This window comes from Arthrobacter sp. TJ-240, from assembly GCF_058269195.1.
In genome coordinates, this window is the sequence record NZ_JBZCNG010000001.1 from 418,206 (window position 1) to 442,790 (window position 24,585).

General features: G+C 70.4%; 22 protein-coding genes. 4 read left to right on the top strand and 18 right to left on the bottom strand.

Annotated features, from left to right (window positions below; all coding sequences use genetic code 11):
* Positions 1 to 133: 133 nt before the first annotated feature.
* The 4 genes from pstB to AC4D2C_RS02020 form a co-directional block, all read right to left on the bottom strand.
* Positions 134 to 913 carry a phosphate ABC transporter ATP-binding protein PstB gene (pstB, locus tag AC4D2C_RS02005; protein ID WP_490912004.1) on the bottom strand — a complete coding sequence of 260 codons (780 nt, stop codon included), beginning with the start codon at positions 911 to 913 and terminating at the stop codon, positions 134 to 136.
* 30 nt (positions 914 to 943) lie between these two features.
* Complete coding sequence (gene pstA, locus AC4D2C_RS02010; RefSeq protein ID WP_490912006.1) at positions 944 to 2,050, bottom strand: phosphate ABC transporter permease PstA; 1,107 nt, start codon at positions 2,048 to 2,050, stop codon at positions 944 to 946.
* The gene (gene pstC / locus AC4D2C_RS02015) at positions 2,050 to 2,982 is read right to left on the bottom strand and encodes a phosphate ABC transporter permease subunit PstC (protein ID WP_490912008.1); all 933 of its coding nucleotides are present in this window, start codon (positions 2,980 to 2,982) and stop codon (positions 2,050 to 2,052) included. The genes pstA and pstC overlap by 1 nt, the downstream gene beginning before the upstream one ends.
* 142 nt (positions 2,983 to 3,124) lie before the next feature.
* Entirely contained in the window at positions 3,125 to 4,243 is a 1,119-nt protein-coding gene (locus tag AC4D2C_RS02020) for a phosphate ABC transporter substrate-binding protein PstS (protein ID WP_490912009.1), read from the bottom strand.
* Positions 4,244 to 4,466: 223 nt separating this feature from the next.
* Here AC4D2C_RS02020 and AC4D2C_RS02025 point away from each other — a divergent pair, with 223 nt between their 5' ends.
* From AC4D2C_RS02025 to disA, 3 genes are all read left to right on the top strand, one after another.
* Positions 4,467 to 5,594 (top strand): FUSC family protein, encoded by a 1,128-nt coding sequence (locus AC4D2C_RS02025; protein ID WP_490912011.1) that lies wholly within the window; start codon positions 4,467 to 4,469, stop codon positions 5,592 to 5,594.
* A 53-nt stretch (positions 5,595 to 5,647) separates the two neighbouring features.
* On the top strand, positions 5,648 to 7,033 hold the full coding sequence (gene radA, locus AC4D2C_RS02030) for a DNA repair protein RadA (protein ID WP_104048531.1): 1,386 nt from the start codon (positions 5,648 to 5,650) through the stop codon (positions 7,031 to 7,033).
* 260 nt (positions 7,034 to 7,293) lie between these two features.
* Entirely contained in the window at positions 7,294 to 8,370 is a 1,077-nt protein-coding gene (disA, locus tag AC4D2C_RS02035) for a DNA integrity scanning diadenylate cyclase DisA (protein ID WP_104048530.1), read from the top strand.
* A gap of 44 nt (positions 8,371 to 8,414) precedes the next feature.
* Here the strand turns inward: disA and AC4D2C_RS02040 are convergent, their stop codons facing one another.
* A complete protein-coding gene (locus AC4D2C_RS02040; protein ID WP_490912013.1) occupies positions 8,415 to 9,170 on the bottom strand; it encodes a hypothetical protein in 756 nt (251 codons plus the stop codon).
* 69 nt (positions 9,171 to 9,239) lie between these two features.
* Between AC4D2C_RS02040 and AC4D2C_RS02045 the strand changes: the two genes are divergently transcribed.
* Positions 9,240 to 10,280: an HhH-GPD family protein gene (locus AC4D2C_RS02045; protein ID WP_490912015.1), complete on the top strand. Its 1,041-nt coding sequence runs from the start codon at positions 9,240 to 9,242 to the stop codon at positions 10,278 to 10,280.
* Between the two features lie 46 nt (positions 10,281 to 10,326).
* Here AC4D2C_RS02045 and dhaM read toward each other — a convergent pair whose 3' ends face one another.
* The 13 genes from dhaM to AC4D2C_RS02110 all read right to left on the bottom strand — a co-directional run bounded on the left by dhaM (position 10,327) and on the right by AC4D2C_RS02110 (position 24,577).
* Positions 10,327 to 11,073 (bottom strand): dihydroxyacetone kinase phosphoryl donor subunit DhaM, encoded by a 747-nt coding sequence (gene dhaM / locus AC4D2C_RS02050; protein ID WP_490912016.1) that lies wholly within the window; start codon positions 11,071 to 11,073, stop codon positions 10,327 to 10,329.
* Entirely contained in the window at positions 11,070 to 11,720 is a 651-nt protein-coding gene (gene dhaL, locus AC4D2C_RS02055) for a dihydroxyacetone kinase subunit DhaL (RefSeq protein ID WP_490913012.1), read from the bottom strand. The genes dhaM and dhaL overlap by 4 nt, the downstream gene beginning before the upstream one ends.
* 2 nt (positions 11,721 to 11,722) lie before the next feature.
* Positions 11,723 to 12,724: a dihydroxyacetone kinase subunit DhaK gene (gene dhaK, locus AC4D2C_RS02060; RefSeq protein ID WP_490912018.1), complete on the bottom strand. Its 1,002-nt coding sequence runs from the start codon at positions 12,722 to 12,724 to the stop codon at positions 11,723 to 11,725.
* Positions 12,725 to 12,962: 238 nt separating this feature from the next.
* Positions 12,963 to 13,139 carry a CsbD family protein gene (locus AC4D2C_RS02065; RefSeq protein WP_490904933.1) on the bottom strand — a complete coding sequence of 59 codons (177 nt, stop codon included), beginning with the start codon at positions 13,137 to 13,139 and terminating at the stop codon, positions 12,963 to 12,965.
* Between the two features lie 122 nt (positions 13,140 to 13,261).
* Positions 13,262 to 13,771, bottom strand: a complete 510-nt coding sequence (locus AC4D2C_RS02070; protein WP_490904934.1) for an amino-acid N-acetyltransferase — start codon at positions 13,769 to 13,771, stop codon at positions 13,262 to 13,264.
* Positions 13,772 to 13,807: 36 nt separating this feature from the next.
* Positions 13,808 to 15,832 carry a S9 family peptidase gene (locus AC4D2C_RS02075; protein WP_490912020.1) on the bottom strand — a complete coding sequence of 675 codons (2,025 nt, stop codon included), beginning with the start codon at positions 15,830 to 15,832 and terminating at the stop codon, positions 13,808 to 13,810.
* Between the two features lie 161 nt (positions 15,833 to 15,993).
* Positions 15,994 to 18,501 carry an ATP-dependent Clp protease ATP-binding subunit gene (locus AC4D2C_RS02080; RefSeq protein WP_490904936.1) on the bottom strand — a complete coding sequence of 836 codons (2,508 nt, stop codon included), beginning with the start codon at positions 18,499 to 18,501 and terminating at the stop codon, positions 15,994 to 15,996.
* A gap of 124 nt (positions 18,502 to 18,625) precedes the next feature.
* Positions 18,626 to 18,961 (bottom strand): histone-like nucleoid-structuring protein Lsr2, encoded by a 336-nt coding sequence (locus AC4D2C_RS02085; RefSeq protein WP_490912022.1) that lies wholly within the window; start codon positions 18,959 to 18,961, stop codon positions 18,626 to 18,628.
* Between the two features lie 80 nt (positions 18,962 to 19,041).
* The gene (locus AC4D2C_RS02090) at positions 19,042 to 19,239 is read right to left on the bottom strand and encodes a hypothetical protein (RefSeq protein WP_490904938.1); all 198 of its coding nucleotides are present in this window, start codon (positions 19,237 to 19,239) and stop codon (positions 19,042 to 19,044) included.
* Between the two features lie 2 nt (positions 19,240 to 19,241).
* Positions 19,242 to 20,744, bottom strand: a complete 1,503-nt coding sequence (gene lysS / locus AC4D2C_RS02095) for a lysine--tRNA ligase (protein WP_490912024.1) — start codon at positions 20,742 to 20,744, stop codon at positions 19,242 to 19,244.
* 53 nt (positions 20,745 to 20,797) lie between these two features.
* Positions 20,798 to 21,730, bottom strand: a complete 933-nt coding sequence (panC, locus tag AC4D2C_RS02100) for a pantoate--beta-alanine ligase (protein WP_490912026.1) — start codon at positions 21,728 to 21,730, stop codon at positions 20,798 to 20,800.
* Between the two features lie 86 nt (positions 21,731 to 21,816).
* A complete protein-coding gene (locus AC4D2C_RS02105; protein ID WP_490912028.1) occupies positions 21,817 to 22,755 on the bottom strand; it encodes a Rossmann-like and DUF2520 domain-containing protein in 939 nt (312 codons plus the stop codon).
* Positions 22,742 to 24,577 carry a PH domain-containing protein gene (locus AC4D2C_RS02110; RefSeq protein ID WP_490913014.1) on the bottom strand — a complete coding sequence of 612 codons (1,836 nt, stop codon included), beginning with the start codon at positions 24,575 to 24,577 and terminating at the stop codon, positions 22,742 to 22,744. Before AC4D2C_RS02110 ends, AC4D2C_RS02105 begins: the two co-directional genes overlap by 14 nt.
* Positions 24,578 to 24,585: the final 8 nt, after the last annotated feature.

Consider the following 24,585-nt stretch of genomic DNA (forward strand, 5'->3'; position numbering starts at 1 on the left):
GCGCCCCGTCCGATGGGCGGCACCCTTCGGTGGCACCCTTCGCTGGCAGCCTTCGGTGGGGGCACGGATGCCGGAACGACGACGGCGGCCCCCGTAGGGAGCCGCCGTCGTCGTGCCGTGCCTGGGCGTGTGCCTACCCGAAGCGACCGGAGACGTAGTCCTCCGTCGCCTTGATCGAGGGCTTGCTGAAGATCGTCGTGGTGTCGTCGTACTCGATGAGCTTGCCCGGCTTGCCGGTGCCGGCGATGTTGAAGAACGCCGTCTTGTCCGACACGCGCGCCGCCTGCTGCATGTTGTGCGTCACGATCACGACCGTGTACTCGGACTTGAGCTCGTTGATGAGATCCTCGATGGCAAGCGTCGAGATGGGATCCAGCGCGGAGCAGGGCTCGTCCATCAGGATCACCTGGGGGGATACGGCGATGGCGCGGGCGATGCAGAGGCGCTGCTGCTGGCCGCCGGACAGGCCGGACCCCGGCCGGGCCAGGCGGTCCTTGACCTCGTTCCACAGGTTGGCGCCGCTGAGTGACTTCTCCACGAGGTCGTCGGCGTCCGACTTGCTCATGCGCTTGTTGTTGAGCTTCACGCCGGCCAGCACGTTGTCGCGGATGGACATGGTGGGGAACGGGTTGGGCCGCTGGAAGACCATGCCGATCTGCCCGCGCACCGTCACGGGGTCCACGGCGCCGTCGTAGAGGTTGTCGCCGTCGAGCAGCACCTCGCCCTCGACCCGCGCGCCGGGGATGACCTCGTGCATGCGGTTCAGGGTGCGGAGGAACGTGGACTTGCCGCAGCCGGAGGGACCGATGAACGCCGTCACGGAACGGGCTTCGATGTTGATGTTGACGTCCTCCACCGCAAGGAACTTGCTGTAGTAGACGTTGAGGTCCTTGACGTCGATTCGCTTGGACATTGCTTCCTTCGGGTGAGGTACCGCGGGCGCTTAGCGGCTGGTCTTGGGGGCGAACATGCGGGCGACGAACCGGGCGACCAGGTTCAGGAGCATCACCATGAGGATCAGCAGGAGCGCTGCGGCCCAGGCGCGCTGTGTACTCGGATCGGGCGCCGTCGGGGAGGTCGGCGTGAGGATCTGGTAGTAGATGAAGGTGGGGAGCGTGCTCATCCAGCCACTGAAGACGTTCCAGTTGATGGAGCTGGCGAATCCCGCCGTTACAAGGATAGGGGCGGTCTCGCCGATCACGCGGGCGATCGAGAGGGTTACGCCAGAGGCGATACCGGAGATCGCCGTCGGGATGACCACGTTCGTGATGGTGCGCCACTTGCGGACGCCCAGCGCGTAGGAGGCTTCGCGGAGTTCGTTCGGGACGATCTTCAGCATCTCCTCGGTGGAGCGGACCACCACGGGGATCATGAGGACGGACAGGGCGACGGCGGCGACGAACCCGGTGCGGGTGCCCGGTCCGAACAGGAGCGCGAACAGGGCGGCGGCGAACAGGCCGGCCACGATCGAGGGGATGCCGGTCATGACGTCCACGAAGAACGTGATCGCCTTGGTGAGGTTCTTGCCGGCACCGTACTCGACCAGGTAGATGGCGGTGAGCAGGCCGATGGGCACGGAGATGAGCGTCGCCCAGAGGGTGATCTGCAGCGTGCCGAGGACGGCGTGGTAGGCGCCGCCCAGCACGGGCGTGCCGTTCTCCACGGCCTGGTTGTCCACGGCTCCCGTGACGCCGTTCATCGACGTGAACAGGAAGTTGTAGTTGAGGCCGGGGAGGCCCCGCTCGAGGACCGTCCAGAGGACCGAGACGAGGGGCAGCAGCGCGATCAGGAAGGCCCCGTACACGAGGAACGTGACGAGCCGGTCCTTGGCCTTGCGCTCGCCCTCGCCGACGGCGGTGACGATGGTGGCCGCGATGACGAAGACGACGGCGGAGATGACCGCCCAGCCGATGACGCTGAATCCGATCAGGGAGGAGAGCGCCGCACCGAGGATGACGGCGGCCGCGAGGACCACCCACACGGCGTAGGAGGGGAGGTGACCGCGCGTGAGCTGGGACTGGCGACGCTGCAGGGTCTGGTTCGCTGCCATTAGTTAGCTCCCGAGAATTCTTTGTGCCGCGTGATGATGAAGCGGGCGATCATGTTGACGATCAGCGTGATGACGAAGAGCACGAGGCCCGCCGCGATCAGCTCGTTGAGGCGCAGGCCGAAGGCCTCCGGGAAGTTCAGGGCGATCTCGGCCGCGATCGTCTGATTGCCCGTCTTGACGAGGCTCGCGACGAGAGCACCCGGTGAGAGGACCAGGGCCACGGCCATGGTCTCGCCGAGGGCGCGCCCGAGGCCGAGCATGGTGGCGCTGATGATGCCGGGGCGTGCGAACGGCAGGACCGCCATGCGCACCATCTCCCAGCGCGTGGCGCCCATCGCGAGCGCCGCCTCCTCGTGGAGGTTGGGTGTCTGCAGGAAGATCTCCCTGCTGAGCGACGTGATGATGGGGATGACCATGACCGCGAGGACGATCCCGGCGGTGAGCATGGTCTTGCCGGTCTGGCTGGCGGGTCCCTCGAAGATCGGGATCCAGCCGAGGTTCTCTGCGAGCCACGTGTAGCCCTTGGCGAGCTGCGGCGCGAGGACGATATAGCCCCAGGCGCCGTAGATCACCGAGGGGATGGCCGCGAGCAGGTCGATGACGTACCCGAAGGCCCGTGCGAGGCGGCGCGGCGCGTAGTGCGAGATGAAGAGGGCGACCGCGATACCGATCGGCGTCGCGATGATCAGCGCGATGACCGCGGCGATGATGGTGCCGATCACGATCGGCAGGATGTACGCGGTGAAGCCGTTGCCGCCGGTGATCTCGGTGGAATCGGCCGTGAAGGCCGGTGCTGCCTGCACCAGCAGGAACACTGCGACGCTGAAGAGCACTGCCAGGATCAGGACACCGGCGGTGAGGGAGATTCCCGAGAAGATCTTGTCGCCTGCGCGGCCTCGATCTATCGTCGCTTTCAGCGAATTGGTTGACACGTCTCTGCCTTCCAGGGCGGTCGATTTCGAGTGCAGTGACGGCCCGGGAACGGACCGACGGGGCGTCACTGCTGATGCCAGCCGTGAACGGCGGACGGTCCCGCCCGGTCCTTATTAGACCAGACGGGACCGGGGGATCTCGCTAGGAGGCGACCTTGATCGATTCGATCGAAGCCTTGGCCTTCTCGCTGAGCGACGCGGACAGCGGGGCGTTGCCGGCGGAGGCCTCGGCCTCTGCCTGGCCTTCCTCGCTGATGACGTAGGAGCCGAACGCCTTCACGAGGTCGACGGTCTCCTGGCTGTCGTAGGAGGTGCAGTACAGGTGGTAGCTGACCAGGACGACGGGGTAGGCGCCGGACTCGGTGGTGTCGCGCTCGAGCTCGAGGGACATGTCGGTCTCGGGACGGCCCTCGACCGGGGTGGCGACCTCGACGGCCTTGGCGGCCGCGTCGGAGCTGAGTTCCGTGTACTCCTCGCCGACCTTGACCTTGGTCTTGCCGAGGTCTCCAACAGCGGAGGCGTCGGCGTAGGTGATGGCGCCGACGGTCGACGTGACCGTCTGGACGACACCAGAGGTGCCCTTGGCGTTCTCGGACTGCAGTTCTGCGGGCCAGGCGCCGCTGACCTCGTAGGTCCAGTCCTCGGGAGCCGCGGCGGCGAGGTACTCGACGAAGTTCTCGGTGGTGCCGGACTCGTCCGAGCGGTGCACGACGGTGATCGGGGTGTCGGGGAGATCGACGCCCTCGTTCTGGGACGCGATCGCGGGATCGTTCCAGGTGGTGATCTTCTTGCCGAAGATCTGCGCGATGGTGGGGGCATCGAGGTTCAGCTCGGTGACGCCCTCGAGGTTGAAGGCGATCGCGATCGGCGAGATGTAGGCCGGGATGTTGATGGCGCCATCGGGGCCGCAGATCTCCATGGCCTGGGTCATCTCTTCGTCCTTGAGGTAGGCGTCCGAGCCGGCGAACTGCGCGCCGCCGCTGAGGAAGGCCTTGCGGCCCGCACCTGATCCGTCCGGGGAGTACTGCACCATGGCGCCCTGGTTGGCGGACTCGAAACCGGCCTTCCAGGCTTCCATCGCAGAGTTCTGCGACGAGGCGCCGATACCGGTCAGGGTCCCGGACACAGCGGTGCCGGCGGCGGAGGACGCGGGTCCCTCTGCAGCGGGCTCACCGGTGGCGTTGTCGGAACCACAAGCGGTCAGCGCCAGCGCGGCTACGGAGATAACTGCCGCAGCGCGGCCAAAGCGAAGAGCCTTCACGAAATTTTGCCCCTTCCAGGGATGTATTCATCGGTGCACGAGTGGCACTCGGTAGAGGTGTACGCGTTCTTGTACATCCTCGAAGCTAGGCAGTGCAGGTAACGAGACTGACCAAGCGACATTAACGGAAGGTGAACAGCGCAGGGCCATTGGCCTGTGCAGCCGGTTCGCACAGGTGAATGAGACGAACGTCTCGCTCCGGTGCACCTCCTAGACTGGGGGCATGCCGCCGCGCCAGGGAGTCTCCGCAACCCTCGCCTTCCTGCGCAAGCGTTCCCGCATAGGCCTCAAGCGGAGTTCCAACTCGGTGGTCGCGGCACTGCAGATGACGGTCTGCGCGGTGGGTGCGTACGCCTTCGCCGAGCAGGTCCTCGGCCACAGCGGGCCGCTGTTCGCAGCGACGTCGTCGATGATCTCGCTGGGTTTCTCCCGGGACCCGCGCATCCGGCGGGTGCTCGAGGTGGCGATCGGCTGCACACTCGGCATCGCCGTCGGCGATCTCCTGCTCACCCTCTTCGGTACGGGCCTGTGGCAGGCCGCCGTCGTGCTGTTCATCTCGATCCTGCTGGCCCGGTTCCTGGACAGCGGCACCATCTTCACCACGCAGCTCGGGCTCCAGTCCCTGCTCGTGGTGCTGCTCCCCGCTCCGGAGGGCGGCCCGTTCACGCGGAGCGTCGACGCGATCGTGGGCGGCCTCTTCGCGCTCGTGATCACCGTACTCCTGCCCCGGGACCCGCGCCGCGAACCGAAGTCCAACGTGCGCGGGCTCCTGGGCGAGCTCTCCGGCGTGCTCCGCGAGGGTGCCTCGGCCCTCCGGCAGAGCGATTCCACCCTGGCGTGGCACGCGCTGGTCCGCGCCCGGAACTGCCAGTCCCAACTCGACACCCTGACGGGCGGCATGAAGGCCGCGCAGGAGGTGGCACGCATCTCGCCCGCGTACCGGCGCCATCGTGACGAGCTCGGCGACCTGCGCACCGCCATCGACCTGATCGACCTCGCCATCCGCAACAGCCGTGTGTTCTCGCGCCGCCTGACGTCGGCCATCAACCATGCGGCGCTGACGGACGAGGCGATCGAGGCCCTCAGCCAGTCGCTCGAGGACACGGCCGACGCCGTCGACGTGCTGAGCCGGGCCCTCTCGGCGGGCGATCCGGCCGAGCGGCGCCTGAACCTGCGGCAGGCGCGCAACGAACTCGCGGCCGTCGCCACGGACCTCCACCCGGAGACCCTCAACATCAGCCGCCTCGAGGGCGAGGGGCTCGTGCTCCTCCTGCGCCCGCTCGTCGTCGACCTCCTGAGCGCCACGGGCCTGTCCCACGAGGACGCCGCGGACTACCTGCCCCGCCTCTGACCCGATAGGAACGGGCGGGCCATGCTGTCGGTGCGCGCCGGTAGCCTGAAACCATGCCCACGAAGACCTCCGCCGCCGCACGCGCGAGCCGCAGCAACGCCCCGAACTACCGCTGCGCCGAGTGCGGCTGGACGACCGCGAAATGGGTGGGGCGGTGCGGCGAATGCCAGGCGTGGGGCACGGTCGAGGAGACGGGTCAGGTGGTCGCGCGGACCACGGCCGCGGCCGCCGTCACCACTCCGGCGCGGCGGATCGCCGACGTCGATGCCACCCTGTCCGGGTTCCAGCCGACGAAGATTGACGAGCTCGACCGCGTCCTCGGCGGCGGGCTGGTTCCGGGAGCCGTCATCCTGCTCGCCGGCGAGCCCGGGGTCGGCAAGTCGACGCTGCTGCTCGACGTCGCCGCGCGGGTGGCCCGGCTGGGCAAGGACGTCCTCTACGTCACCGGCGAGGAGTCGGCGGCCCAGGTGAAGCTGCGGGCGGACCGGATCGACGCCGTCGCCGACTCGCTGTACCTGAGCGCGGAGACGGACCTCGGCCAGGCGCTCGGCCAGGTGGAGTCGATCGACCCGGCGCTGCTGATCGTCGACTCCGTGCAGACCCTCAGCAGCGCTGCGGTGGACGGCAGCGCCGGCGGTGTCACGCAGGTCCGCGAGGTGGCGGCATCCCTCATCGGGGCGGCCAAGGCCCGCGGCATGACCACGCTCCTCGTCGGCCACGTCACGAAGGACGGCTCGATCGCCGGGCCGAGGCTCCTCGAGCACCTCGTCGACGTCGTCTGCCAGTTCGAGGGCGAGCGCCACTCGCGCCTGCGGCTGCTGCGTGCGGTGAAGAACCGGTACGGCCCCACCGACGAGGTGGGGTGCTTCGATCTGACGGACGGCGGCATCGAGGGACTCGCCGATCCCAGCGGGCTCTTCGTCTCGCGCACCAAGGACCCGGTGTCGGGAACCTGCATCACGGTGACGCTCGAGGGCCGGCGGCCGCTCCTCGCGGAGGTGCAGGCACTGCTGGCCGAATCCCCCAACTCGCAGCCGCGCCGGGCCACCAGCGGCCTGGACAGCTCGCGCGTCGCCATGCTGCTCGCGGTGCTGCAGAGCCGCGCCTCCGTCAGCCTGCACAAGGACGACAGCTATGTGGCGACGGTGGGTGGCGTGCGCCTGACCGAGCCCGCCACCGACCTCGCCGTCGCCCTGGCGATCGCGTCCGCCAAGACCGACCACCCCCTGCCCGCACGGCTCATCGCGTTCGGGGAGGTGGGGCTCGCCGGGGAGGTGCGCCCCGTCCCGGGCATCGGGCGACGTATCCAGGAGGCGGAGCGGCTCGGGTTCACGCATGCGATCGTCCCGTCCTCACCCGGTGGCACCGGTCCCGTACCGAAGGGCTTCTCCGTGCGGGAGGTCTCCACCCTCGCCGAGGCGCTAGCCCTCCTCTTCTAGGAGAGCGTCCGATTCTAGGAGAACGTCCGGGAAGCCACCGGGAAGCCAGGAAGACCGCGACCGCCGCCGTCGGCGCGGTGCCGTCGACTCGGAGCGTTACCGATCTGCGACGGCGCCGATACGGAGGAATTCCTGTGCGCCAGTAGTATTATCTTCGGCTGCGCGGGTAATCCCGCAGCTCCTGACCGCTGTCCGACGCTCGACGGCGGCCGCCCGACTGCGCCGGGCCATCGACAGCGCGGGCGGCGAAAGGATAGGCCATGGTTCGTAGTCCGGAGGACTCGCTCAAAGCCACCCTCGCCAGAGTAGCCCCGGGGACCCAGCTGCGTGACGGGCTCGAGCGGATCCTGCGGGGTCGCACGGGCGCGCTGATCGTGCTCGGCTCCGACCGCACCGTGGATTCGATCTGCTCGGGCGGCTTCGACATCGGCATCGAATTCTCGCCCACGCGCCTGCGGGAACTGGCCAAGATGGACGGCGCCATCGTCTGCGACAAGGACGCGAGCCGGATCCTCCGCGCGGCCGTCCAGCTCGTACCCGACCACACCATCGAGACGCAGGAGTCCGGGACCCGCCACCGCACGGCGGAGCGCGTGGCCAAGCAGACCAGCTTCCCCGTGATCAGCGTCAGCCAGTCCATGCAGATCATCGCCCTCTACATCGACGGGCTCCGGTTCGTCCTCGAGGGTTCCGAGCCCGTGCTCGCCCGCGCGAACCAGGCCCTCGCGACGCTCGAGCGGTACCGTGCGCGCCTCGACCAGGTCACGAATTCGCTGTCCGCCCTGGAGATCGAGGCGATGGTGACCGTCCGCGATGTCGCTGTCACGCTGCAGCGCCAGGAGATGGTGCGACGGATCTCCGAGGAGATCTCGCAGTACGTGCTGGAACTCGGCGTGGACGGTCGTCTGCTGTCCCTGCAGGTCGAGGAGCTCACCACGGGCCTCGGCCCGGGCAGCGAGATGGTGCTCCGTGACTACATGGACCTCGGCAGCAGCACGGCGCCGGTCGAGGAGCGGGTCGCGACCCTGCAGGGATTCAGCTCCACCGATCTCATCGACCTCGGGACCATCGCGAGCGTGCTGGGCTTCAATCCGTCACTGGACTCGCTGGAGGCCGTCATACAGCCCAAGGGTTTCCGCCTGCTGTCCGGCATCAAGGCGGTACCGCCCGCCGTCGCGAACCGGCTCGTGGAGCACTTCGACGGCCTGCAGAATCTCATGGCAGCGAACATCGAGGACCTCATGGCCGTGGACGGCATCGGCGAGCAGCGCGCCCGGACCGTACGCGAGGGCCTGTCCCGGATCGCCGAGACGAGTCTCCTCGACCGCTTCATGTGACGTCCGCGGTCCCGGCGCGAGCGTGAAGCACGGCGTGGTGAGCCCTACTCGAGCGTGAAGTCCACCGGGCTGCTGCTCCGGACGCCGAGCTTGGTGGTCACGGTGTACTGCCCCGCCCCGGGCTCCTCCGTGACGGCTGTGCAGCCCGGCATGCTGCGGTTGCGGGACCACTCGAACTCCGCCCGCTGCTCGGCGTCCGGCTCGATGGTGAGCTCGAGGTCCTGCGAGGCCTGCTGGCAGTCGATGGACGAGAACACGCGCTCGTCCCCGCTGGTCACCAGGAACTCCATCTGGGACGTGCCGACGTTCGCGGCGCAGGCCGTGTCGCCGACGTTGCGGACCACGAGGGCGAGAATCACGATGTCGTCCGGTCCGTAGCTCTGCCGGTCGGTCTCCGCCCCGACCACCACGTCGTCGGGGTCGCATGCCTTCGAGGAGGCCGACGGCCTCGCCGACGGGGTAGCTGTGGAGCTGGGTGGACGGGTCGCCGTGGGGCCGGGCGACGGGGTCGCGGAAGCACCGGGCGTCGGTCTCGCCGGGTCGGTCGCTGCGGCCGGGTCCTCGGTCGCGGGTGCCGTGGCGGTCTCCGGCGTCGGCGAACCGTCCGCGTTCGCATCCGCCCCACGCCCGAGGACGCCGGCGATGGCCAGGGCGCCGACCGCGAGGGCCACGACCACGATGAGCGCCAGGATGGTCACGGCCAGGCGGCGCCGACGGTAGACAGCAGGACTGGGCCGCCGCCTGCTGCCGGTGCGTCCGCTGCTGCCGTGGTCGTCGTCGTGCCCGCCCGTTGGTTCCATCCATCAAGGTTAGGGAGCGCTCCGCGCATTCCTCCGGCCACCACGCCGGTGGATAGAGTATTCACGACGATGATCCAGGAACATCCCCGAACCCCAGGCAGTGCGACGCACGGCGATCCGGCGCGCCCCGCCGGATCCGGCGGGAAGGAACGCCACGCGGCAGCACCACTGCCCGATCTCCACCTGCGGATCACCGACTGGTTCGCGGGGGCCGCACGGGAGCTGCCCTGGCGGGAACCCTCGTGCTCCCCGTGGGGCATCCTCGTCAGCGAGGTGATGCTGCAGCAGACCCCCGTGGTGCGGGTCCTCCCGGTCTGGCGCGACTGGCTGGAACGCTGGCCGTCCCCGGCCCACCTCGCTGCCGAACCCGCCGGTGCCGCCGTCCGCCACTGGGGCCGGCTCGGTTACCCGCGCCGCGCGCTCCGCCTGCACGCCGCGGCCACGGCCATGGTGGCCGAGCACCATGGTGAGGTGCCGCGGACCTACGAGGAGCTGCTGTCGCTGCCCGGGGTGGGCACCTACACCGCCGCGGCCGTGGCCGCCTTCGCCTTCGGCCGCCGTGAGACCGTCGTGGACACCAATATCCGCCGCGTCCACGCCCGGCTCTTCGGCGGCACCGCCCTCCCCGCGCCGGCGCTCACGGCCGCCGAGTCCCGACGGGCCGCCGAGCTGTTGCCCGATGACGACGCGCTGTCCGTGCGCTGGAACGCCGGCGTGATGGAACTCGGAGCAGTCGTCTGCACAGCCAGGAGCCCGCTGTGCGACGCGTGTCCCGTGCTGGACGCGTGCGCGTGGGTCGCCGCGGGACGGCCGGCGCCCGACTACGTGCCGAAGGGCCAGGCATGGGCGGGGACGGACCGGCAGGTCCGCGGGGCCATCGTCGCCGTGCTGCGCGAGGCCCACACCCCTGTGCCCCGGTCCGTGCTCCTGGAGGCCCCGGTGGATCTCGTCATGGGCGCCGACGGGGTGCGGTTCCCGGTGGCGCCGGATCCGCTGTCCGCCCTGCACCGCCTGCGGGCTCCCGCCGAGCAGCTCAACCGTGCCCTCGCCGGTCTACTCGCCGACGGCCTCGCGGAGGAGGCCGACGGCGGGCTCCGCCTGCCGGGCTAGGACCGGCGCCGGGACCCGTCTCCGCGGCCCCCGTCCCCCGAAGCGGTCAGGTCGGCTCGCCGAACCCCGACTCGACCGCCTGCCCGACGAAGTCGACCGCGGCCCGGGCGTCGGGGCCGCTCGCCTCGACGGTCACCGTCCTGCCCTGGCCGAGCCCGAGACTCATCAGCAGCATCACCGACTTGCCGTCCACGCCGTTCACCGTCACCTCGGCGTCGAGATCGGTGAGCCCGGTGGCGAGCGTGGCAGCGGGCCGGGCGTGCAGGCCCATCTGGTTCGGCAACGTCCACGACCCGCTCGCCGTCGCCCCCGCGGCGGCCCTGTCGGTATCCGCGGGTGCCGCCTGCCCCGGGGCGGCCGCGGCATGACTCACGAAGGGCTCGAGCTCCACGGGACGAATGGACACCACCGCCCGCTCCGCCGCCTGGGCCACCTCGTCGAGGGACGCGCCGCCCTGGGCCTGCACGGCGGCGGCGACAGCTCCCTCCACCAGGGCCGCCTGGGCGAGGCGGACGGACTCCCGCGCGTCGGGCTCGAGGAACTCGAGCACCATCTCGGCGGTCATGACCGCGGAGCCGAGATCGGTCAGGATCACCACGCCGTCCCCCGCCGATGCCCGCTCGAGGGCCGCCTGCACACGCTCGAAGCTCGTGCCGATGCGGGCGGGGCCGGCACCGTCCTCCACTCCCCCGGCGGCGACGAGCAGGACGTCGGGCGCCATCTGGGCGGCCAGTTCGACGACGCCCTCGGCGATCTTCTCGCTGTGCGAGACGATCACGAGGCTGATGCTCACGCGATTTCTCCCCCGGCAGCCGCCGCGGCCGCCGTCAGGATCAGGGCGGTGGACACCGCGCCGGGGTCCTGGTGCCCGGCGCTGCGCTCACCGAGGTAGCTGGCCCGGCCCTTGCGTGCGACGAGGGGTTCTGTGGCCACCGCCCCGGCGTGGGCGGCATTCGCCGCGGCGGCGAGAACCTCCGGAGGTGTAGCACCGGCGTGGGCGGCGGTCTCCGCGGACTCGGTGGCCGGGGTCCACGCGTCGACCATGGTCTTGTCGCCCACCTCCGCCTTGCCGCGGGCGACGATGCCGTCGCGCGCGGCCCGGATCATCCCGGCGGCGGCCTCGGCGTCGATCTCCGCCGCATCGCCGAGGGAGGCCGCGGCGCGCAGGAAGGCCGTGCCGTACAGCGGCCCGGCGGCACCCCCGACGGTGGACATGAGCGTCATGGCGACCTGCTTGAGGACCGCCGCCGGCGTCGGCGGTGTCTCCCCGGCGTCGAGCTTCGTGACGGCGGCACTGAACCCGCGGTCCAGGTTCTCCCCGTGGTCCGCGTCGCCGATGACCCTGTCGAGGTCGATCAGGAGGGCACGGTTCTCCGCGACCACGCGCGCGGTCTCGTGGATCCACCGCACGGCCCAGCCGGTGTCGAGGACCTCCGCCATGCTCATGCCCCCCAGCGCAGCGCGGCGGTGTGCACGGGCGAGTCCCAGAGTTCGAGCATCTCGTCGTCGGCCCGCAGGATCGTCAGTGAGGCGCCCTGCATCTCGAGCGCGGTGATGTAGTTGCCGACGAGGGAGCGCTCGATGCTCACGCCGAGTCCCTCCAGCAGCTGCGCGACCTTGCGGAACACGATGTACAGCTCACTGGCGGGAGTACCGCCCATCCCGTTGACCATCACGATGGTGCGGTCGCCGGAGGTGAGCTCGAGGTCGGTGGCGATGGGGTCGAGGAGCCGCTGAGTGATGCCGTCGGCGTCCTCCATGGCGATCTTGTGCCGGCCGGGCTCGCCGTGGATGCCGATGCCGATCTCGATCTCGTCGTCCGAGAGCTCGAAGCTGGGCACGCCGGCGTGCGGTACGGTGCAGGCGGCGAGCGCTACACCCATGGAGCGGACGCCGTCGACCACGCGCTGGGCGACGGCCGTGACGCCGTCGAGGTCGTCGCCGCGTTCGGCGGCGGCCCCGGCGATGCGCTCGACGAGCACGGTCCCGCCGACGCCGCGCCGGCCTGCCGTGTACAGGGAGTCCTCGACGGCCACGTCGTCGTTGACGAGGACCGAGCGGACGGTGACGCCCTCTGCTTCGGCCATCTCCGCGGCCGTCTCGAAGTTGAGGACGTCGCCCGTGTAGTTCTTGACGATGTGCAGCACACCCGCGCCGCCGTCGACGGCCGTGGTGGCGGGGATGATCTGGTCGGGTGTGGGCGAGGTGAACACGGCGCCGGGCACGGCGGCGTCGAGCATGCCGCGTCCCACGAAGCCGGCGTGGAGCGGTTCATGGCCGCTTCCACCCCCGGAGACCAGACCTACCTTGCCCTGGACGGGTGCGTCCCTGCGGGTGATGAAGAGGGGATCGGGGTGGACGGCCACGAGGTCGGCATGCGCGATGCCGAATCCTTCGACCGACTCGTTGACCACGGCTCTGGGGTCGTTGATGAGCTTCTTCACGGCGGCTGCTCCTTGACTGCGAAGACTGCGAACGGACGGTTTGACAGACTGCAGCCCGCCTTCCATGGACCACGTCGGCCACTCGGAACACTACCGCCCGTTCCTGCGCATGCCTATAGGCGGGAACCGCCCGGGCCGACCCCTCCCGGAGCCCGTTGAACGCCTGAGGGAGGGGCCCGTCACGGGCGCCTCCCTCAGGTGGCCTGGCCGCTCGATCGAAAGGTGCGGCCGGGGCGGGTCAGTGGCCCTTGAACGCGTCCTTGACGTTCTCGCCGGCGTCCTTCAGTTTCGAGGTCGCCTGGTCCTTGTGGCCCTCGGCCTCGAGGCTCTCGTCTCCGCTCGCCTTGCCGAGGCCTTCCTTGACCTTGCCGCCCAGGCCTTCGCCCTTGTTCCCGATCTTGTCATCCAGTCCCATGAGTCGGACCTCCTTCAGCTCGGTGTACGGCCACCGGATCCGGTGGCGTGCCCGCATCCCGACGGGAATGCTAAGCAGTCTTACCTTATCCCCCCTGGTCCGGAGGAAGCCAGTCGTCCCGCTCAGAGTTCCCTGATCATCCGCGTGTTGCCGAGGGTGTTGGGCTTGACCCGGGCCAGGTCGAGGAACTCCGCGACACCCTCGTCGTGGGAGCGCAGGAGTTCCGAGTAGATCCGCGGATCGACGGCGGACTGGTCCGCCATGACCTCGAAGCCGTGGCGGCGGAAGAAGTCCACCTCGAAGGTCAGGCAGAACACGCGGCTGACCCCGAAGCCGCGGGCTTCCTCGAGCAGTTCCTCGACGAGCGCATGTCCCACGCCGCGCCCCCGGGCAACGGGGGACGTGGCGAGGGTGCGCACCTCCGCGAGGTCCTCCCACATGATGTGCAGCGCCCCGCAGCCGAGCACCTCCCCGCCGTCGGCTTCCGCGATGCGGAACTCGGGCAGGCCCTCGTAGTAGGCCACCGTCTCCTTGGCCATCAGGATGCGCTCCTGGGCGAGCGGCTCGACGAGCGCCTTGATGGCGGGCACGTCGGAGGTGCGGGCGCGGCGGATGGTGAAGGGTGCAGTCACCCGTTCCACTCTACCGAGCCGGTCCGACCGGCCTGCCTACAGCCCCAGTTCGGGGGGCAGCCCGCGTTCCTCCCCGAGTACGTGCGAGGCGAGGAACGCCTCGACCACGCCGTACCAGATGCGCGCGTGCTGGGGCTTGAGGATCCAGTGGTTCTCGTCGGGGAAGTAGAGGAATCGGTGCGGCGTGCGGCCCTCGTCGTCAGCCGCGAGCTTGGAGGCGGACAGCAGTTCGTACCACAGGCGCAGCCCCTCACCGATCGGCACCCGGTAGTCCTTGTCGCCGTGGATGACGAGCATGGGCGTGCCGATCTCCGCCACGTGCAGGTGCGGGGAGTTCTCGCGCATCGCCTCGGGCGTCATCTCCCGCTGCCAGTAGTAGGCCGCGTCCGTCGTGGGAGCGAACTGGTCCAGCGCCCATAGGCTCGCATGGGTCACGATCGCGGAGAAGCGGTCCGTGTGGCCGGCGATCCAGTTCGCCATGTACCCGCCGAAGCTACCGCCCATCGCCGCCACACGCGCCGCGTCGATGTCGTCGCGCGCCACGAGGGTGTCGGTCGCGGCCATGAGGTCGGTGTAGGGGGCACTGCCCCACCGGCCCCACCCGCGGTCCACCATGTGCTGGCCGTAGCCCGTGGACAGCGCGGGATCGGGCAGCAGCACGGCGTAGCCGCGGGCCGCCATGATCCACGGCGACCAGCGCCACGTCCACGCGTTCCAGGAGCCGATGGGTCCGCCGTGGATCCACAGCAGCGCAGGGGCGGGAGCCTCGGCGGATGCGCCCTCGGGCAGGACGAGCCAGGACCTCACCGGCTGTCCGTCCTCGCCCACCGACTCGACGCGTTCCAGCGTGCCCGGCACCTCGGGGCGCTCCGCGGGGTTCGCGAGGCGCACGGTGGCGCCGGAGGAGAGATCGATGCGGACCACCTCGGCGGGGAACAGGTAGGAGCTGCGGACGGCGTAGGCGGTCGCCCCGTCCGGCGCCACGCTGACGTCGGAGTACGCGGCGGCGTCCTGCGTGACGCGGCGCACGGACCCGGTCCCGACGTCGATGACGAACACCGGCGCGCCGCCGTCGTCGTCCGCCGTGACCACGAGCGCAGAACCGTCGGGCAGCCACGCCGCGGGGTCGGGCCACCGGTCCCAGTCCTCGGCCAGGGGGGTGGGGTCGCCGCCGTCGAGCGGGAGCAGCAGCAGGCTGGTACGCGGCGCGAGGTCGGCGGTGGTGCGGCGGTTCCTGACCACGGCGAGGAAGCGGCCGTCGGGGCTCACGGGTCCCGGCGAGTAGTCGTTCTCGCGGTCGTCGAGCAGGACCGCGAGGTCCTTCGTCGCCAGGTCCACGCGGACGAGGACCGTCCGCTGGGATCCGTGGTCCTCGGGGACGGTGAGGGCGGTGAAGAGGGCCGATCCGTCGGCGGCCAGCACGGGGTGGGCGTCCCGGAGCCCGCCCCGGGGCGACGGGACGAGGTCCTCGAGCGGGTGGTCGCCGTCCCCGGCCGGGTCCTGCAGCGTGAAGTACCGGGGCTCGTCCGGCCCGAGGTCGGCGTCCCAGTAGCGGACGGGATACCCGGAATGCAGGATCGCGGCGACGCCGGACTCCGTGCGTGCCTTGCGCCGCTCGGCGTCGTCCTCCTCGTTCACGGAGCCGGTGAGCGCGTTGCCGGTGACGACGACGACGTCGGCCGCGTCCGCCGTCGCGACGCCTGCCACCCCGCCTTCGCGCGTGAGAAGCAGGGATGCCTCGCCGCCGGTGGCCGGCAGCCGCCACAGCGCCGCGCGCTTCTCGCCCTCGGCGTCGTCCGGGTCGGGCCGCGCCGAGGTGAAGAGCAGGTCTCCACCGGCGAGGAACGCGGCTCCCGATTCACCGGCCGCGCTGCGGGTCAGGCGCCGGGCGGGCCGCTCACCCGCCGGGTCCACCTCCCAGAGCGCCGTCCGGTACGCCGTCTTCTTCTGGTCCAGGGTGGCCACGGCGGTCACCAGGCGTGTGCCCTCCCTGTTGAGGACGAGTCCGCTGAGGCGTGGCAGGGCGACGAAGTCCTCGAGCGAGGAGAAGGGAGTGGTCATGCGTCATCTCTATCACCGCCTGTGGGGCGGATCACAGAGGTTCACTACGGGAGGAATCTTGTTGCTGCGGGCACCGAATCCCTGCTGGAGATGCCTGTTAACGGAAGAACCCGCCCTGGCGTGCAGGGCGGGTTCTTCCGTTGACAGGTGCAGTACCGGTGCTACTCGGGGAGGACGGCCTCGAGCGCGGCCGGTGCGTCCTCGAGTTCCTTGGGCGCTCCGTGGCCGACGAAGGTGAAGCGTGCATCCACGCCCTCGCCCTCGACGTCCACGTCCACGCGCTCGCCCGACTTCAGCTCGCCGAAGAGGATCTTCTCCGACAACTGGTCCTCGATCTCGCGCTGGATGGTGCGGCGCAGCGGCCGCGCACCCATCGCGGGGTCGTAACCGCGGGTGGCCAGGAGGACCTTGGCCGCGGGGGTGAGCTGGATCGTCATGCCCTTGTCCGCCATGCGGCGACTCAGGCGCTCGAGGAACAGGTCCACGATCTCGACGATCTCGTCCTGGGTGAGCTGCGGGAACACGACGGTGTCGTCGACGCGGTTCAGGAACTCGGGGCGGAAGTGCTGCTTGAGCTCCTCCGTGACCTTCGCCTTCATCCGGTTGTAGCTCGTCGTGGTGTCGGAGCCGGACTGGAAGCCCGTCATGACGCCCTTCGAGATGTCGCGGGTACCGAGGTTGGTGGTCATGATGATCACCGTGTTCTTGAAGTCCACCATGCGGCCCTGGCTGTCCGTGAGGCGCCCGTCCTCGAGGATCTGCAGGAGCGAGTTGAACAGGTCGGCGTGCGCCTTCTCCACCTCGTCGAACAGGACCACGGAGAACGGCTTGCGGCGGACCTTCTCGGTCAGCTGACCGCCTTCCTCGTAGCCCACGTAGCCCGGAGGGGCACCGAAGAGCCGCGAGACGGTGTGCTTCTCGGAGTACTCGGACATGTCCAGCGTGATGAGGGCGTCCTCCTCACCGAACAGGAACTCCGCGAGGGCCTTGGCGAGCTCGGTCTTGCCGACGCCCGTGGGGCCGGCGAAGATGAACGATCCGCCCGGGCGCTTCGGGTCCTTGAGGCCGGCACGCGTGCGGCGGATGGCCTGGGAGATGGCCTTGATCGCCTCGTTCTGCCCGATGACCCGCTTGTGCAGCTCGGCCTCCATGTTGAGCAGTCGCGAGGATTCGGCCTCGGTCAGCTTGAACACGGGGATACCGGTGGAGTTGGCGAGCACCTCGGCGATGAGTTCCTCATCCACCTCGGCGATGTCGTCGAGTCCGCCGGACTTCCAGCGGCGCTCCTTGTCGTTGCGCTCGTCGTGGAGCTTCTGCTCCTTGTCGCGCAGCGATGCGGCACCCTCGAAGTCCTGGGAGTCGATGGCCGACTCCTTCTCGCGCTTGACGTCGGCGATGCGCTCGTCGATCTCCTTCAGCTCCGGCGGGGCGGTCATCCGGCGGATGCGCAGGCGCGCTCCCGCCTCGTCGATGAGGTCGATCGCCTTGTCCGGCAGGAACCGGTCCGAGATGTAGCGCTCGGCCAGGGTCGCAGCGCTGGACAGGGCGCCGTCGGTGATGGAGACGCGGTGGTGCGCCTCGTAGCGGTCGCGCAGGCCCTTGAGGATCTCGATCGCGTGGGCCACGGAGGGCTCGGCGACCTGGATGGGCTGGAAGCGGCGCTCGAGGGCGGCGTCCTTCTCGATGTGCTTGCGGTACTCGTCGAGCGTGGTGGCACCGATGGTCTGGAGTTCGCCACGCGCGAGCATGGGCTTCAGGATCGACGCGGCGTCGATGGCGCCTTCGGCGGCACCCGCTCCGACGAGGGTGTGGATCTCGTCGATGAACAGGATGATGTCGCCGCGGGTGCGGATCTCCTTGAGGACCTTCTTCAGCCGCTCCTCGAAGTCACCGCGGTAGCGCGAACCGGCCACCAGGGATCCGAGGTCCAGCGTGTACAGCTGCTTGTCCTTGATGGTCTCCGGGACGTCGCCGCGCACGATCGCCTGGGCGAGGCCCTCGACGACGGCGGTCTTGCCGACGCCCGGCTCACCGATGAGGACGGGGTTGTTCTTGGTGCGGCGGGAGAGGACCTGCATGACGCGTTCCATCTCCTGCTCGCGCCCGATGACGGGATCGAGCTTGGACTCGCGCGCCGCCTGCGTGAGGTTGCGGCCGAACTGGTCCAGCACGACGGAACCGGCAGGGGTCCCCTCCTGCTGCGGGCCGCCGGCTGCTGCCGGCTCCTTGCCCTGGTAGCCGGACAGCAGCTGGATGACCTGCTGACGGACGCGGTTGAGGTCCGCTCCGAGCTTCACGAGCACCTGCGCTGCGACACCCTCACCCTCGCGGATGAGGCCGAGCAGGATGTGCTCGGTGCCGATGTAGTTGTGGCCGAGCTGGAGGGCCTCCCGGAGGGAGAGCTCCAGTACCTTCTTGGCCCGGGGGGTGAAGGGGATGTGACCGGACGGGGCCTGCTGGCCCTGCCCGATGATCTCCTGGACCTGCTCCCGCACGGCGCCCAGCGAGATGCTGAGCGACTCCAGGGCCTTGGCGGCTACACCCTCGCCCTCGTGGATGAGGCCAAGCAGGATGTGCTCGGTGCCGATGTAATTGTGGTTGAGCATGCGGGCCTCTTCCTGGGCCAGCACAACAACACGACGGGCACGATCAGTAAATCTCTCGAACATGAGGAACACACTCCTAGCTAACGCGTAATTCGATGCTACGGGGCCGGGGTGTGCTTTGGGCGCGTGTTCGCCACAGGCGAGATAACGCCGGAGGGGCTTCCGCTCCGGCGCCCGGTGGGGATGGTCAGCGCTGGGCGGCGCGGTACGCCTCGACGATCTCGCTGTTGACCCGCCCGCGGGAGGAGACGTCGTAGCCGTTCTCCCTGGCCCACTCGCGGATCTGCGCCGCCTCCTGGTTGCGCGAGGGCGCTGCTGCACCCGAGGCGCCCGAGCGCTGCTTCGGGGAGTTGCTGCGGCGCGCGGCGCCGACGTAGTCACCGAGGGCGGCGCGGAGTTCCGCGGCGTGCGCTTCGGAGAGGTCGATCTCGTACTGCACGCCGTCCACGCCGAAGCGCACGGTCTCATCGGCTTCGCCGCCGTCGATGTCGTCGATGAGGACTATCTTTACCTTCTGCGCCACAATGATCTCCTATTTGTCCCTCGATATCGGTGCCCCCTCGACGATTATGGGCCACAATTGAATCGAGGTCAAAAAGGATTTCATCCCGGGTTTATTTCCGGATTTCCTTTTTCCTCGTCCGATGATGCACGCCGACGCGCGTCCTCGGCGTCCTGCAATTCCTCCGCCCGCGCCATGGCCTCGCGTTCCGCGCGGTCCGCGTTGAATATGGCCTTGATCACAAAGTAGAAGAGGACGGCCAGACAGAAGGACGGCAGGAGCACTGCCACGTATTCCACGGCTACTGACCCGTCTCGGGCTTGAGAATGGGGAAGAGTATCGACTCGCGAATTCCGACGTTCGTGAAAAGCATCACGAGGCGGTCGATTCCGAGCCCGATGCCGCCCATGGGCGGAGCACCGTATTCGAGGGCCCGGAGGAAATCCTCGTCGAGCTGCATCGCCTCGTCGTCACCGGCGGCCGCCTGGCGCGACTGCTCCGTCAGACGCTCGCGCTGGATGACCGGATCGACGAGTTCGGAGAACGCCGTGCCACGTTCCATGCCGCCGATGATGAGGTCCCACGCCTCGATGAGGCGCGGATCCTTTCGGTGGGGCCGTGCCAGTGGCTGGGCGGACGGCGGGTAGTCGTAGACGAAGGTCGGCTGCAGGAGGGTGGGCTCGACGATCTCGGAGAACAGCTCCAGGACCATCTTCTCCGCGCCCCAGGCCGGGTTCAGCGGCACCTCGTGCCGTTCGGCGACGGCCCGCAGCTCCTCCACCCCCGTCTCCGGCGTGATCTCCTGCCCCACGGCCGAGGACAGCCCCGGGTACACCGCGAGCCAGGCCCAGTCGCCGTCGAGGTCGATGGTGCCCTTGGCGGTCTCGATGCTGCGGGAGCCGAGGAGATCCGCGCAGGCGAGGATCATCTCCTTCATGCGCTCGGCCATCACGAACTGGTCGGCGTAGGCCTCGTAGCACTCGAGCATCGTGAACTCGGGGCTGTGCGTGGAGTCGACGCCCTCGTTGCGGAAGATCCGGCCGATCTCGTAGACGCGGTCGATCCCACCGACCACGGCGCGCTTCAGGTACAGCTCGAGCGCGATCCGCAGGGTCATCTTCTGGTCGAACGCGTTCAGGTGCGTCTCGAACGGGCGGGCCGTCGCGCCGCCGTGGACGAGCTGGAGGACGGGGGTCTCCACCTCGATGTAATCGCGGCGGTTCAGCGTCTCCCGGAGTGTCCGGGTGATGGCGGCGCGGGTACGGACCATCTGGCGGGCCTCCTCGCGCACCATCAGGTCCACATAGCGCTGGCGGACGCGCGTCTCCTCGTTCACGCCGGCGTGCAGCGTGGGCAGGGGGCGGAGGGCCTTGGACGCCATGGTCCAGGAGGCCGCCATCACGGACAGCTCGCCCCGGCGGGAGCTGATGACCTCGCCGCGCACCTGGACGTGGTCGCCGAGGTCCACGAGGGACTTCCACCCGGCGAGGCCGTCCTCGCCGATCTCGGCGAGGCTGAGCATGACCTGCAGGCGCGTGCCGTCGCCCTCCTGCAGCGTGGCGAAGCACAGTTTGCCCGAGTTGCGGATGAACACCACACGGCCGACGACGGCCACCTGGTGGCCGCTCGACTCGCCCGTGGAGAGGTCGGCGAACTGCTCCCGCACCGCGGCGAGCGAGTGGGTCCGCTCCGGCTTGACCGGGTAGGGCTCCATCCCGGCGTCGAGGAGGGCCGCGCGCTTCTGCAGGCGGAAGCGCATCTGCTCGTTGAGGTCGTCCGGGGAGAGGGTGTCGTCAGGGGTCACGGAAGACAAGTTTACGGCTCCCCGCCGGGCCCGCGGTGGGTGCACGGTGTGCGTCAGGCCACAGGGGGCAGGAAGGCGTTGTCGATGAGGCGCACGGCGCCGACCCGCGCGGCGACGACCGCGAGGGCCGGAGCGGTCCGTGTGTCGTCGTGACCGGCCGGCGCGAACGACGACGGGTCGACGATCTCGAGGTAGTCGAGGTCCACTCCGCGCTCGGCCAGGATTTCGGCGCGGGCCGCCGGGAGGTCCAGGGGTGCGCCGTCGCGCGCATCGGCACGGAGGGTCCCGAGCACGCGCGAGAGCACCAGCGCCGCGCGGCGCTCGTCCGCGGCGAGGAAGCGGTTGCGGCTGGAGAGGGCCAGCCCGTCGGCGTCCCGCACGATGGGCACGCCCTCGATGCGGACGGGCACGTTCAGGTCGAGCACCATCCGCCGGATCAGCGCGAGCTGCTGGGCGTCCTTCTGGCCGAAGTAGGCGCGGTAGTCGGCCCCGGTGCCGGGCAGTCCGAGGTTGAGGAGCTTGGCGACGACGGTGAGCATGCCATCGAAGTGGCCGGGCCGGGATGCCCCCTCGAGCACCGCCCCCATCCGGCCGGCGCTCACGCGGACCAGCGGCTCGCCCCCGGGGTACATGTCCTCCACGGACGGGGCGAAGACGACGTCGGTGCCGCACCCGCCGAGTAGCCGCAGGTCGTCGTCGAGCGTGCGCGGGTAGCGGTCGAGGTCCGCCTGGTCGCCGAACTGCAGAGGGTTCACGAAGACGGACACGACGACCACGTCGTTGGCCTCGCGGGCGGTGCGGGCGAGCGCCGCGTGGCCCTCGTGCAGGCCGCCCATGGTGGGCACGAGACCGAGCGACGGTCGGCGGGCCACTGCGCCACGCGGGGGCCGGGCGTCGTCGAGCAGGGCCGTGGTCGCGGCCCGCAGGTCGGCGGGCGTGGAGACGAGGAGCGGGGTGGCCGGGCGTGGGGTGCCGGTCGAGGTCACGGGAGGTCCTTCCGGGACGGAGGCGGTCTGGCGGGGTTGCGGCGGAGTTCGGGCGAGCGGGATGGTCCGGAGAGGGCTCGGAGGTCTCAGGGACGCGGGGCGTCCGGCCCCCCGGGGGGTTCGTCGGCGACGGTGTCGGCGAGCACGGCGAGGATGGCCTGTCCCTGCGCGGGCGAGAGGATGCCGCGCTCGAGGGCGCGCAGGGCCGTGACGCGTGCCATGGCGAGGTACGCCTGCCGGGTGTCGGGGGCGTCGTGGGATTCCAGCGCCGCCCGGTGTGCGCGGACGGTCCCGGCGTCGCCGCGGGCCACGGGGCCGGTCAGGGCGCTCTCGCCGGAGGACAGCGCGTTCTCGAGCGACGCCTTCATGAGCGGACCGAGCAGGCGGTCGGGGTGCTGCACCCCGACGTCGGCCAGGAGCTGCGCGGACTGGGCGGCGATCGTGACGAGGTGGTTCGAGGCGTGGGCGAGGGCCGCGTGGTACAGCGCCCGGGACTCCTCCTCGATGACCACGGGCTCGGCGCCCATCTCCACCACGAGCGCCTGCGCGATGGGCAGGACCGCGGCGGGGGCGGTGATGCCGAACATGCTGTCCGGCAGGCGCCCGAGGTCGAGGCTCAGCCCCGTGAAGGTCATGGCCGGGTGGATGGCCAGGGGGATGGCGCCCGCCGCACGGGCCGGGCCGAGCACGGAGGTGCCGTACCGGCCGGAGGTGTGCACCACGAGCTGCCCCGCCTGCCATGCACCCAGCCGCGCGAGTCCCTCCACCAGCTCGGGCAGGGCGTCGTCGGGCACGGTGAGCAGCACCAGTTCGGCGCGCTCGATGACGTCGGGGACCTCCAGCACCGGGACCCCGGGCAGCAGGTTCTCGGCGCGCTCCCGGCTCGCGTCGGAGACCGCGGAGACGCCGACGACGGCGTGGCCGGCCGACCGCAGGGCAGCACCCAGGACGGCGCCGACCCTGCCGGCACCCACCACGCCGACGCCGAGCCGTCCGGGGCGCCTCGACGCGTCACTGCGGGCCATCGGCGGGCACCTCACGTTCCGAGGGTGCCGGGACGTAACGCGGCACGTCGGGCATGACCCCGCGCACGTGCTCCGCGGCGGGCCCGGCGGTGGTCTCGGGGGCTCCGGGGGTCCCGGTGGGGCCGGTCCGGTCGGTCGGATCGGTCGGGTCGGTCGGATCGGTCGGGCCGACGGCGCTGGAGGCGTGTCCGGCGCGGTAGGCGCGGTGGGCGGGGGCCTGGGCGTCCTCGGGTGCGCCGGTGCCGGCCTCGCTGTCAGCCGGCGGCGCGGCGAACGCGGCAGGGATCGTGGCGCCCTGCCGGACATCGTCTGGAGCGGTGTCCGGAGCGGTATCCGGAGCGGTATCCGGAGCGGTGTCCGGAGCGGTATCCGGAGCGCTGGCCCGAGGGGCGGCCGCGGGGACGGGCTTCATCCACTGCTCGGGGCCGCTGCGCCGCCGCGCCTCCGCGGCGCGCGCCGCCTGGCCGTGGAAGAGCTGCCAGGCGGTGGCGGAGTCGGCGAGGGCCACGCGGGCGCTGACCGGACCGGGCGTGGTCTGGAGCTGCAGGTCGGAGACGCCGACGCGTCGGCTCACGGGCCCCTGGTGGAGGGAGATCGACTGGGTGCGCTCGTGCGGCACGACGACGAGCTGGCGCCACAGCACGCCGGAGCGCAGGAGCAGCGCCGTCCGCGTGACGGCGAAGCCGTTGCGGCGCCATGCGAGCGGTGCGAGCCACCGGGCGCGGCGCGGCGTGGTCACGAACCCCTCGCTGCCGTCCCTGCCCACCACGCCCGCGGTGAAGACCTCCACGGGGCGCTCCGTCCCGGGGTCGGGCAGCACCAGCGCCAGGATCTGCAGCACCTCGTCCCTGGTGCCGACCGGCAGCAGGGTGGCGCGGGCCTGGCCCTCGCTGGAGGCAGAGGCGCCGTACCCCGCCACGTTCACGGTGATCCGGTACCAGCCCTTGAAACGCCAGAGCGGCGGCTGCACGATGCCGAGTGCCTGTACCCGGCCCGGGGGGACGGTCTGCGCCCTCGTGTCGAGCAGGCCGTAGCGTACCCGGATGCCGTCCGGGGAGGTGGCGGCCCGGAAGTTGTAGCCGGTGTTGAGGGCGGACCAGTAGCCGCCGATCACGCCGATGAGGATGGGGATGAAGGACGTCGCGATGAACGGCGTGTCGAACACGACGCCGAGGGTGACGATCACGGCGGCCGCCACCACCAGCGCCACCGTCATCCCGGACAGGACGGCCGCGCCGATCACGCGGCCGGGCGGGATCGCCACCACCTCGCGCTCGGGCGCCTCGGCGACCTGCTCGGGGTGGTCGGGGTCCGGGGACACGCCTGCGGCCCGCGCGAGAATCGTGGCGCGGAGCTTCTGGGCGTCGTCGAGCTTCAGGAAGGCGAGCCGGACGGCGGACTCCCCGGCGTCGGCCACCTCGAACTTGAGTTCGGCCAGGCCGAAGATCCGGGCGAGGAACGGCTGGACGATATCGATCGCCTGCACCCTGTCCAGCCGCGCCTGGCGCTGCTGGCGGAACACGACGCCGGAGTGCACACGCACGTGCTCGGCGGTCACCTGGTAGCGCGTGAAGTACCAGGAGACGAGGAAGGCGCCGGCGACGAGGAGGACGACGGCGAGCAGCACCCCGCTGGCGAGCAGGACACCGACACCCTCGGGCAGGGGGCCGCGCCCGCGCGTCTCGGCGGAGAACATTCCCTCGAACCAGTCCCGCCCCACGAAGTAGAGGATGGCGACGAGCACGATCCAGCCCCGCACGAGCGGCGAGATGACGTGGACGCGCTGCCAGGCGTCGTCACCGGAGCCCTTCGCGCCGCCCATGCCGCCGG

Excerpts from the sequence above, each read along its gene's own strand:
- AC4D2C_RS02105 (WP_490912028.1), bottom strand. The coding sequence starts at position 22,755 with ATGGCCCGCAGTGACGCGTCGAGGCGCCCCGGACGGCTCGGCGTCGGC.
- AC4D2C_RS02025 (WP_490912011.1), top strand. The coding sequence starts at position 4,467 with ATGCCGCCGCGCCAGGGAGTCTCCGCAACCCTCGCCTTCCTGCGCAAG.
- pstB (WP_490912004.1), bottom strand. The coding sequence starts at position 913 with ATGTCCAAGCGAATCGACGTCAAGGACCTCAACGTCTACTACAGCAAG.
- AC4D2C_RS02065 (WP_490904933.1), bottom strand. The coding sequence starts at position 13,139 with ATGGGACTGGATGACAAGATCGGGAACAAGGGCGAAGGCCTGGGCGGC.
- AC4D2C_RS02075 (WP_490912020.1), bottom strand. The coding sequence starts at position 15,832 with ATGACCACTCCCTTCTCCTCGCTCGAGGACTTCGTCGCCCTGCCACGC.
- AC4D2C_RS02040 (WP_490912013.1), bottom strand. The coding sequence starts at position 9,170 with ATGGAACCAACGGGCGGGCACGACGACGACCACGGCAGCAGCGGACGC.
- AC4D2C_RS02080 (WP_490904936.1), bottom strand. The coding sequence starts at position 18,501 with ATGTTCGAGAGATTTACTGATCGTGCCCGTCGTGTTGTTGTGCTGGCC.
- AC4D2C_RS02110 (WP_490913014.1), bottom strand. The coding sequence starts at position 24,577 with ATGGGCGGCGCGAAGGGCTCCGGTGACGACGCCTGGCAGCGCGTCCAC.
- dhaL (WP_490913012.1), bottom strand. The coding sequence starts at position 11,720 with ATGGCGGAGGTCCTCGACACCGGCTGGGCCGTGCGGTGGATCCACGAG.
- radA (WP_104048531.1), top strand. The coding sequence starts at position 5,648 with ATGCCCACGAAGACCTCCGCCGCCGCACGCGCGAGCCGCAGCAACGCC.
- pstA (WP_490912006.1), bottom strand. The coding sequence starts at position 2,050 with ATGGCAGCGAACCAGACCCTGCAGCGTCGCCAGTCCCAGCTCACGCGC.
- disA (WP_104048530.1), top strand. The coding sequence starts at position 7,294 with ATGGTTCGTAGTCCGGAGGACTCGCTCAAAGCCACCCTCGCCAGAGTA.
- AC4D2C_RS02045 (WP_490912015.1), top strand. The coding sequence starts at position 9,240 with ATGATCCAGGAACATCCCCGAACCCCAGGCAGTGCGACGCACGGCGAT.